This window comes from Prevotella conceptionensis 9403948 (genome assembly GCF_000312305.1).
Lineage (GTDB): Bacteria > Bacteroidota > Bacteroidia > Bacteroidales > Bacteroidaceae > Prevotella > Prevotella conceptionensis.
This window is the reverse complement of sequence record NZ_HE999465.1, coordinates 1-1569: the sequence shown is the minus strand read 5'-3', so window position 1 is coordinate 1569 and position 1569 is coordinate 1. Positions and strand designations below refer to the sequence as shown.

Below are 1569 nucleotides of genomic sequence, written 5' to 3'. Positions count from 1 at the left end.
CGATGTAAATAATCCTAATACTTCTATTTTTATAATATATCCCAATCAGAAAATCGACTTAAGGGCAATGAAATCAAATGTTATTTATACAGATGAAAAGATTGGAAAATGTAAGTTTTTAAGTATGAAAAGTAAACGAGTGTTGCTTGTAGGTAACATTAAAGGTAGTGGTACATCAATCTCAATACATTCTGATGCATGGTAAAAACGGAGGCCTCTGGAAATACTGTCTCTGCTAGTGGTAAGTTTACTGCGAAATTCCTTAAAGCGGGTATCTCGGGAAGTAAAAGCTGGCAGGACTCATACACCAATGTGTCTTGCATGGACATCAACGGTGACGGCTACCCTGATTGGATAAACGAACGCAAGGAAGAAATCAAAGCACAAATAACGACACCGACAGGTGCACTTAGCAGCCATATAATTGAGCCCAACGTTCCCAATCCCAAGTTCAAGGCTTCATCTGGTACGGTGGGCATAGAGGTTGGAGCCGAGCTCAAAGACGGAGGCAATGCGGGTGACGGGAAAGCAGAGTCGCCAACGATTGCCGAGCAGTGGAGTTTCAGTAAGAAGAGTCTGATTGCTGCGGCAAAGGCTAACGAAACCTCTTCTGGCTCCGTCAGTGCCAGCGGCAACTATACCAGCAGCAAGACAAGTACGGAAAGAGATTGGACGGATCTCAATGGCGACGGTCTGCCCGATATGCTTGACGGAGGTAGTGTGCGTTATAATCTGGGTAATTCTTTTGCAAATGCTCAAGAAAGTGGTTGCGGTGGTGTCGGCACATCCAAATCCAAAACATGGGGTGCCGGTGGTGGCGTGAGCATTCCAATCGCAGGAAAGGTAAACATCAGTTTCGGTTTCAACGGTACGCGTACCACTTCAGAATCGACTAGCTCGATGAATGACCTTAACGGTGATGGCTTACCCGACATCATAACACAAGAAGGAGATGATTTGTACGTGGCTTATAACACAGGTAACGGTTTCCTACCCAAGATAAAGTTTATACAAAATGCCGCCTTAGCAAGGAGCGTATCTTCTTCCGTATCCGAATTTGCCAATGTGGGAGTGGCCATTCCTTTATTGTTCGTAACCCTTCTTCCACGTGGTATTGCATCCAAATCAGATGGTGTGAGTTGTAACTCAACGGCTCTCATAGACATAGACGGTGACGGCTATCCCGATTACGTCAGTGAAAATGGCCCTAATGAATTGAAAGTACGCCGAAACCTCACCGCACGCACCAATCTGCTTAAAGGCGTTACTTTGCCTTTCGGCGGACATATCGCCTTGACCTATGAGAAAACCCGTCCCAGCTTTGCCATGCCCGGCTCGCGCTATGTACTCAAAAGCGTGGAGACCACGGGCGGCTATGCCGAGAACGGGGCCACCAGGATGCGCAACGAATTCGAATACGAAGGCGGCTACCGCGACCGCCGCGAACGCGACTTCTATGGTTTTGAGAAGGTCACCACCAAGCAGATAGACACGCAGAACGGCAATGCCGTTTACCGCAAGCAGGTGTCCGAGTACGGACACAACCGCAACCTGTACATGCACGACCTC

The 1569-nt window shown here is 47.7% G+C and carries 1 protein-coding gene and 1 pseudogene; both read left to right on the top strand.

The genetic code is table 11. The features are described 5' to 3' along the window. Positions 1-205: pseudogene (locus BN93_RS18840) on the top strand (hypothetical protein); the annotation flags it as partial. After that, a partial coding sequence (locus tag BN93_RS15485; RefSeq protein WP_198007541.1) for a toxin TcdB middle/N-terminal domain-containing protein occupies positions 199-1569 on the top strand: 1371 nt, incomplete at its 3' end. The pseudogene BN93_RS18840 and the gene BN93_RS15485, both read left to right, overlap by 7 nt.